The sequence below is a fragment of the Streptomyces sp. NPDC059957 genome (assembly GCF_042730015.1).
In the GTDB taxonomy this organism is placed as follows: domain Bacteria; phylum Actinomycetota; class Actinomycetes; order Streptomycetales; family Streptomycetaceae; genus Streptomyces.
Genome location: NZ_JBHWMB010000150.1, coordinates 1 through 7,714 on the forward strand (window position 1 = coordinate 1; position 7,714 = coordinate 7,714).

The 7,714-nt window shown below is 73.7% G+C and carries 6 protein-coding genes; 2 read left to right on the forward strand and 4 right to left on the reverse strand.

Going from position 1 to position 7,714, the window contains the following annotated elements:
• Positions 1 to 102: 102 nt before the first annotated feature.
• The 4 genes from ACFWBW_RS41145 to ACFWBW_RS41160 all read right to left on the reverse strand — a co-directional run bounded on the left by ACFWBW_RS41145 (position 103) and on the right by ACFWBW_RS41160 (position 5,672).
• Positions 103 to 2,538 carry a transglutaminaseTgpA domain-containing protein gene (locus tag ACFWBW_RS41145; RefSeq protein WP_385384850.1) on the reverse strand — a complete coding sequence of 812 codons (2,436 nt, stop codon included), beginning with the start codon at positions 2,536 to 2,538 and terminating at the stop codon, positions 103 to 105.
• Entirely contained in the window at positions 2,535 to 3,944 is a 1,410-nt protein-coding gene (locus ACFWBW_RS41150; protein WP_385384853.1) for a DUF58 domain-containing protein, read from the reverse strand. Before ACFWBW_RS41150 ends, ACFWBW_RS41145 begins: the two co-directional genes overlap by 4 nt.
• Positions 3,944 to 4,954, reverse strand: a complete 1,011-nt coding sequence (locus tag ACFWBW_RS41155) for an AAA family ATPase (RefSeq protein WP_385384856.1) — start codon at positions 4,952 to 4,954, stop codon at positions 3,944 to 3,946. The genes ACFWBW_RS41150 and ACFWBW_RS41155 overlap by 1 nt, the downstream gene beginning before the upstream one ends.
• A 166-nt stretch (positions 4,955 to 5,120) precedes the next feature.
• Positions 5,121 to 5,672: a beta-class carbonic anhydrase gene (locus tag ACFWBW_RS41160; RefSeq protein WP_385384859.1), complete on the reverse strand. Its 552-nt coding sequence runs from the start codon at positions 5,670 to 5,672 to the stop codon at positions 5,121 to 5,123.
• 341 nt (positions 5,673 to 6,013) lie between these two features.
• Here ACFWBW_RS41160 and rsmH point away from each other — a divergent pair, with 341 nt between their 5' ends.
• Both rsmH and ACFWBW_RS41170 read left to right on the forward strand, forming a co-directional pair.
• Positions 6,014 to 6,943: a 16S rRNA (cytosine(1402)-N(4))-methyltransferase RsmH gene (gene rsmH / locus ACFWBW_RS41165; protein WP_385384865.1), complete on the forward strand. Its 930-nt coding sequence runs from the start codon at positions 6,014 to 6,016 to the stop codon at positions 6,941 to 6,943.
• Positions 6,940 to 7,461 carry a hypothetical protein gene (locus tag ACFWBW_RS41170; protein ID WP_385384862.1) on the forward strand — a complete coding sequence of 174 codons (522 nt, stop codon included), beginning with the start codon at positions 6,940 to 6,942 and terminating at the stop codon, positions 7,459 to 7,461. The genes rsmH and ACFWBW_RS41170 overlap by 4 nt, the downstream gene beginning before the upstream one ends.
• Positions 7,462 to 7,714 lie beyond the last annotated feature (253 nt).

The window sequence follows — 7,714 nt, forward strand, 5'->3', positions numbered from 1 at the left end:
GAGGCCGAAAAATCCAGCCCGTCCGGCGTTTGAGGACCGGGTCCGGGCGGAGCCCGGGGAACGGTGGAAGGGCGGGTAGGGGACAGCCCCGCAGGGCCCCGTTCAGCCGCGGCCCCGTAGGGGGATCCGGGACGCGGCCCGGGACAGGGTGGCGGAGAGGCGCTCCGTCAGCGCCGACCCGCGTGCCGAGGCCGCCCAGCCGAGCCGTGCCGCCGAACGCGGGAGGAACACCGCCCGCAGCCGCGCCGGACGGGACACGCCCGCGAGGAGACCGGCCCGGGCCAGCCCCACGTCGCGCGCCAGCTCCGCGTAAGGGGGCTCCGCACCCGGCGGGGCGTAGAGCTCCCGCTCCACCGCGCCCGCGACGCGGCGTACGGCATCGGCCGCCTCCGCGTCCAGCCGGCCCAGGGACACCACCCGGTCCGCCGCCCCCCGGGGGGACAGCGCCTCGTCCGGGGTGACCCCGACGTCCCACGCCGCGTCGCCCAGCTCCCGCCAGGCGGCCAGGACCTGCCCCGAGCCGAGCCGCCGCGCACGCAGCCGTCCGCGCCACAGGACCGGCAGGAGCGGCAGGGCGAGGAGCAGGATGCCGGCGGCCGTCCAGGCCAGGACGGTGCCCGCCGAGGGGCCGTCGTCTCCCGCGCCCGTGTTCCGCTGCGCCGCGGCCGGACCGCACTCGCCCAGCTTCTTCTGGTCCGCCGGGCAGTCGTCCGCCGTCGAGGGCCCGGCCGAAGGCCGCGCCGCACTCACGGACGGGGCCGCCGTCGGCGTGTTCGGCAGGGAGTCCTGCGTGGCGGGCCGGCTGTAGTCCGGCACCGTGATGCCCGACCGGGGCGTCGGCTCGAAGCGGGTCCAGCCCACGCCCTCGAAGTACAGCTCCGGCCAGGCGTGCGCGTCCCGCATCGAGACGTTGACGACGCCGTCGGACTGCTTCACCCCGGGCGTGAACCCGACCGCGACCCGCGCCGGGATCCCGAGCGTGCGCGCCATCGAGGCCATCGAGAAGGCGAAGTGGACGCAGAAGCCCTCCTTGTCCGTGAGGAACTTGGCGATGGCCTGCGAACCCGTACCCGAGGACACCTTCGTGTCGTAGCGGAACCCGCCGCTCACCGCGAAGTAGTCCTGGAGCTTGACCGCCGCCGAGTAGTCGTCCTTCGTACCGCGCGTCACCTCGCGGGCCGTCTGGACGACGACCGCCGGCAGGTTGTCCGGCACCTTCGTGTACTCGGTCGCGATCTCGGCGTTCGCCGCGGGCGCGCTGCGCAACTGCTCCGCCGTCGGATTCAGCAGCAGGCTGCGCACCGAGTACTGCACGCCCTGGGCGTTCTGGAACTTGTCCTTGCCGAGCTGGTCCCCGACGAGCGTCCGCCCGGCCGGCTCGAACCGCCACTTCCCGGCGATGTCCACCCCCGTCGCCGGATACGGCATCGGCAGGTAGCGCTGTGCGTACGTCTGCGCCGAGGAGATGAAGGTCTGCACCTCGGTCGCGCCGTTCAGCACGCTCTCGCTCACCCCCGGCGGATTCGGCATCCGCTTCGGGACGTCCGTCAGGGCCCGCCCCGAGGCCTCCCACTTGATGCCGTTGAACTCGTCCAGCGCCAGGATCCGCAGGTACTGCTCGCTGAGCTGCGGGCTGTCCGTGCGGTACCGCAGCACCACCCGGTTGTCCTGGGTGTTCAGGCTGCTCTGCAGGGAGACCAGCGGGTTGACCGCCTGGATCGAGGGGCCGAGGCCGTTGCCCTCGCCCTCGCCCGCGCCGCCGCCCGGGCCCAGCACTCCGGTGCCCATCGAGGGCAGTACCACCGGCACCGCCAGCGCCAGACCCAGCGCGACCGCGCCGATCCGCCGCCCGGTGCGCACCGGGGCGAGCGCCTGTCCGCCGCCGGAGTATCCGGCGGCCACCTTGCTGCGTGAGGACGGCGCGGCCGCGCCGAAGACCCGGCCCCACTGGGCGAGCCGGTCGCGGCCCTCGGACAGCAGGAGGAGGAGGTAGCCGGCACCGGCCAGCAGGAAGGAGATCCAGGAGGCGCCGCCGGAGCCGGTGGCCGCGCCCGACAGGCCCGCCGCCACCGAGTACAGCGCGAGCAGCGGCAGCCCGGCCGCGGCGGCCGTCCGTGCGGTCACCGCCAGCAGGTCGACCAGCAGCCCGATCAGCAGCACCCCGGACACCAGCAGCAGCCGGATCCCGTCCGTCAGCGGCGCCGGCATCGAGAACTCGTTCACGTCCTGCACGCCCTGGCCGAACAGCGCGCCGAAGTCCGTCACGAGATAGTCCAGCAGCCCGTCGCCCGCGGCGGACTGAGCCTTCCCGCCGAACAGCAGCACCAGCGCCAGCAGGGACACCAGGATCTGCGCCGCCACGGTCAGCGTCCGGGCCAGCGGCACCCGCCGCGCGCCCGCGCCCACCGCGCTCTGCAGCGCCAGCAGCAGGGCCGCCTGCGGCAGCCAGCCGCCCGATTCCACCAGCGGGTTCAGCGACCAGGCGGTGAACAGCGTCGCCAGAGCCGCGAAGACCGTCAGTCTCGCCCGCCCGCTCATCCCCAGCCCCCCGCCGAACCCGAACCGCCCGCCGTGCCGATCGGCGCGTTGCCCGCCTGTCGCCACAGTTCCCCGAAGGCCACCCCGGGCGGGGCGGCCAGCGCCGTCCAGCCCGCGTCGCGCAGCCCGACCAGGCGCTCCTCCAGCGGAGGCAGCCCCTGGGACATCACCGAAGCCGGCCCCGGCGGACGCCCGGACCAGTCCGCGGAATCCAGTACGAAGGCCACGGCGCCTCCGCCGCGGCGGCACATCCTGGCCGCCAGTCCCGTCTGTACGTCGTCCAGGTCTCCGAAGAAGGCGATGAGGAGCCCGTCCCCGCCCGCTCCGCCCAGGCCGCTGCCGGCGCCGTTGCTCCGTACCGCGTCGCAGGCCCGCGAGAGGCCCGCGCCGTCGGAGTGGCCGACCACCGCGAGGGTGTCCATCAGCAGTCCCGCCGCCTCCGCGGACTCCTGCCCGCCGGAGGTGAAGCCGCCGCCCTCGCGGGGCACGCAGTCCCCTGTGTCGGTCAGCAGCCGCACGGAGAAGCCCTGCTCCAGCAGGTGCGCCAGGACCGACGCGGCGGCGGAGACGGCCCACTCGAAGGCCGAGTCGGGGCCGGCGCCCTCGTAGGCGAGGCGCCGCGTGTCCAGTACGACGGTGGCCCGGCTGCGCTGCGGCTGCTCCTCGCGGCGCACCATCAGCTCGCCGTAGCGGGCGGTGGAGCGCCAGTGCACGCGGCGCAGGTCGTCGCCGCGCCGGTAGCCGCGCGGGATCACGTCGTCCTCGCCCGCCAGGGCCAGCGAGCGGCGGCTGCCGTCCCCGTAGCCGGAGGACTCGCCGGTGAAGCGGACCGGGGGCAGCGCCTCGGTGCGCGGGATGACGGTGAGGGTGTCGTACGCGGAGAAGGAGCGGGTCAGCTCGACCAGCCCGAAGGGGTCGGTGAGGCGCAGCTGGAGCGGGCCCAGCGGGTAGCGGCCGCGCAGATCGGAGCGGACCCGGTAGGACACCTCGCGGCGGCCGCCCGGCTCCACCCGGTCCAGGACGAAGCGCGGCCGGGGCCCCAGCACGTACGGCACCCGGTCCTGGAGCATCAGCAGCCCGGTCGGCATCCGGGAGGTGTTGTCGAGCCGCAGCTGCACCCGGGCCTCGGAGCCGGCGGGCACCCGCATCGGGGTCAGCCGGCGGGTGCCGGAGACCCGGTGGCGGGTGCGGTGCAGGGCCAGGACGCAGAGCAGCGGCAGCACGGCGAGCAGCAGTCCGACCCGGAGCAGCTCGGACTGCCCGAGGACGTACGCGCACAGCCCGGCGGCGATCCCGGCGGCCAGGAAGGACCGGCCGCGGGTGGTCAGCCCGGACAGCGACGCGCGCAGCCCGCCACCGTCCTGCGGACCCCGGCCGCCCGCGCCGTGCGGGGCGCCGGCGCTCATCAGAAGCCCCGGATGCCCGCGCCGGGCGGGATCTCGCCGCGCGAGGGCGCGGCGGGTACGGGGGTGCGCTGGAGGATGTCGGCGACGACCTGCTCGGCGGTGCGCCGGCTCAGCTGGGCCTGCGCGGTGGGCAGCAGCCGGTGCGCGAGCACCGGTCCGGCCAGGGCCTGGACGTCGTCGGGCAGGACGTAGTCGCGACCGGCCAGGGCGGCGGAGGCCTTCACGGCCCGCAGCAGGTGCAGGGTGGCGCGGGGCGAGGCGCCCAGGCGCAGGTCCGGGTGGCTGCGGGTGGCGGAGACCAGGTCGACGACGTAGCGCCGGACGGGCGCGGCCACGTACACCTCGCGGACGGCTTCGATGAGCTTGCCGATGTCGTGGGCGTGCGCGACGGCCGTCAGATCGTCGAGCGGGGAGAGCCCGCCGTGCACGTCGAGCATCCGGAGTTCTGCCTCGGGGCTGGGATAGCCCACCGAGACCCGGGCCATGAAGCGGTCGCGCTGGGCTTCGGGGAGGGGATAGGTGCCCTCCATCTCCACCGGGTTCTGGGTGGCGACCACCATGAAGGGGCTCGGCAGCACGTAGGTGGTGCCGTCGATGGTGACCTGGCGCTCCTCCATCGACTCCAGCAGCGCGGACTGGGTCTTGGGGGAGGCGCGGTTGATCTCGTCGCCGATGACGATCTGCGCGAAGATCGCACCGGGCTTGAACTCGAACTCCCGGCGTTGCTGGTCGTAGATGCTGACGCCCGTGATGTCGGAGGGCAGCAGGTCCGGAGTGAACTGGATCCGCTGGACCGAGCAGTCGATGGACTTGGCGAGCGCCTTGGCCAGCATCGTCTTGCCGACGCCGGGAACGTCCTCGATCAGCAGGTGGCCTTCGGCGAGCAGGACGGTCAGCGCGAGGCGGACCACTTCCGGCTTGCCCTCGATCACGCTTTCGATCGACTCCCGCACCTGCTGCGCCGTGCTGGTCAGATCCGCGAGGCTCGCTCGGTCGTCATACGTGGTCACCTGGTTCTCCTCGACCCTTTCCCAGGGCCGGCGCCCCATGGCGCATGACCGGCCCACCCCGAAACACCTCAGAAACCGCGAGCTATCAACAACGCGGACACCGGCCCGGAAGTGTTTCCGGGTGACGTCTCCCCGCATTCTTGACGGCGCTTGGCCCTGGTGTCACTCAAGAGGTGGGATCGATCTCCCGCAGGAGCCCGGTGTGCACGTCGAAGACGAAGCCTCGCACATCGTCCTTGTGGGGCAGGAAGGGGTTCGTACGGACCCGCTGCATGGACTGGCGGACGTCCTGGTCCACGTCGCGGAAGGCCTCGACGGCCCAGGCGGGGCGCTGGCCGACCTCGTCCTCCAGTTCGTGCCGGAAGTCCTCGGTCAGGCTTTCGAGGCCGCATCCGGTGTGGTGGATGAGTATCACCGTGCGGGTGCCGAGCGCCCGCTGGCTGATGGTGAGGGAGCGGATGGTGTCGTCGGTGACCACCCCGCCGGCGTTGCGGATCGTGTGACAGTCGCCCAGCTCCAGGCCGAGGGCGGCGTGCAGGTCGAGGCGGGCGTCCATACAGGCCACGACGGCCACCTGGAGGACCGGGCGGGCGTCCATGCCGGGGTCGGTGAACTTCGAGGCGTACGCGCGGTTCGATTCCACGAGCCGGTCGGTGACGGTGTGCCCCTCGGCGACCTGGGGCGCGGACTCGGTGGGCAGGGATGCGGAAGTCGTCATGGATACGACGTTAGTGGTCACAGGGCGTCTGAGCATTGAGTGAGGGTGGACAAAGAAGGCCACCCGGTCCTGTTGTGAGCTAACCCACAGGGGTGAGGGGCACGCGGCCGTCCGGGTGATTCACGGCATTTGCCGCTTCGGTCGCAGCGGGGCGCACGGCGCGCGGGGCGGTTCGTTGACCGCGGCGACCGTTGCACTAAAGTGACGCGAACCGGCCGGAGCCCGGCCCTGACCGGCCGCCCGGCCCTTTGGTAAGACTCCGCGTGCGCGGCGCGGCGTATGCCTGCCGCGCCGTTATCTGAGAGGGCGCTTTGACTAGCGAGTCCCGACACGTCCCGGTGATGCTCCAGCGGTGCCTGGACCTGTTGGCCCCGGCACTGGAGAGGCCCGGGGCCGTCGTCGTCGACTGCACCCTCGGCCTCGGCGGGCACAGCGAGGCCCTGCTCACCCGGTTCCCCGAGGCCCACCTGATCGGCCTGGACCGCGACAAGGAAGCCCTGCGCCTCTCCGGGGAGCGCCTCGCGCCCTTCGGCGACCGGGTCACCCTCGTCCACGCCATCTACGCCGACCTGGCCGAGGTACTGGACGGTCTGCGCATCCCCACCGTGCAGGGCATCCTCTTCGACCTCGGCGTTTCCTCCATGCAGCTGGACGAGGCCGACCGCGGCTTCGCCTACGCGCAGGACGCCCCGCTCGACATGCGGATGGACCAGACGACGGGCATCAGCGCGGCCGAGGTCCTCAACACCTACGCCCCCGGCGAGCTGGTCCGGATCCTGCGCCAGTACGGCGAGGAGAAGCAGGCCAAGCGGATCGTGTCCGCGGTGGTGCGCGAACGGGACAAGGATCCCTTCACCAACAGCGCCCGCCTCGTCGAGCTGATCCGCGACTCCCTGCCCCAGGCGGCGAAGCGGACCGGCGGCAACCCGGCCAAGCGCACCTTCCAGGCCCTGCGCATCGAGGTCAACGGCGAGCTGTCCGGGCTGGAGCAGGCCATCCCCGCGGCCGTGGACCGGATCGCGGTCGGCGGCCGGATCGTGGTGCTCTCGTACCAGTCGCTGGAGGACCGCCTCGTCAAGCAGGTCTTCGCAGCCGGCGCGACCTCGACGGCCCCGCCCGGGCTGCCGGTCGTACCGGAGAAGTACCAGCCGAAGCTGAAGCTCCTGACGCGCGGCGCCGAGCTGCCGACGGAGGAGGAGATCGCGGAGAACCGGCGTGCGGCGCCGGCCCGCTGCCGCGGGGTGGAGCGCATCCGGGAGGCGCGGCTGTGAAACGCCTGGGGCGGGTGCTGGGGGGACCGGTCGCCGGACAGGCGGCCCGGACCCCGTTCGTCCTGCTGGTCGTCGCGCTGCTCGGCGGCGGGCTGATCAGCCTGCTGCTGCTGAATTCGGCGCTGAACGAGGGCTCCTTCCAGCTGAGCAAGCTGAAGAAGGAGACCACCGCGCTCACGGACGAGGAACAGGCGCTGCAGCGGGACGTGGACGGCTACTCGGCGCCCGACGCGTTGCAGCGGCGGGCGCACGAGCTGGGTCTGGTGCCCGGTGGCAGCCCGGTCTTCATCGGTCCCGACGGCAAGGTCGCCGGGACCGCTTCGCCGGCCGCCGAGCCGCCGCCCCCCTCGCCGCCGGCGTCCGCGCCGCCCCTCTCGGCGTCCCCGGCCGCAGCCGTGCCGAGCCCGGCCGGCTCCCCGGCTCCGGCCTCCCCGTCCCCCTCGGGCGCGGCCGCTCCGGCTCCCTCCACCGCGCCGTCGGGCGGCGCCCCCCAGCCCTCCCAGACCCCTGGACGGTGACGTCGTGACGCGTACCCCTGCGGGGCCGGTCCCCTACCCGCCCTTCCACCGTTCCCCGGGCCTGCCCGGACCCGGTCCTCAAGCGCCGGACGGGCTGAGGGTGTCCCCGGGGCCCCGCCCCGGACCCGTTGCCACGTGCCGCGCCGTTGCCGGGGACCAGCCCCCGGGCCCCCGCGCCTCAAACGCCGGCGGGGCTGGATCTGCAGGCCCCGCCGCGTTCACGTGCAGGCCGAGGCCGGCCGAAATCCAGCCC

What these genes read in the sequence shown, in the direction of transcription:
- ACFWBW_RS41145 (WP_385384850.1), bottom strand. Translation starts at nt 2,538, where the DNA reads ATGAGCGGGCGGGCGAGACTGACGGTCTTCGCGGCTCTGGCGACGCTG.
- ACFWBW_RS41150 (WP_385384853.1), bottom strand. Translation starts at nt 3,944, where the DNA reads ATGAGCGCCGGCGCCCCGCACGGCGCGGGCGGCCGGGGTCCGCAGGAC.
- ACFWBW_RS41160 (WP_385384859.1), bottom strand. Translation starts at nt 5,672, where the DNA reads ATGACGACTTCCGCATCCCTGCCCACCGAGTCCGCGCCCCAGGTCGCC.
- rsmH (WP_385384865.1), top strand. Translation starts at nt 6,014, where the DNA reads ATGCTCCAGCGGTGCCTGGACCTGTTGGCCCCGGCACTGGAGAGGCCC.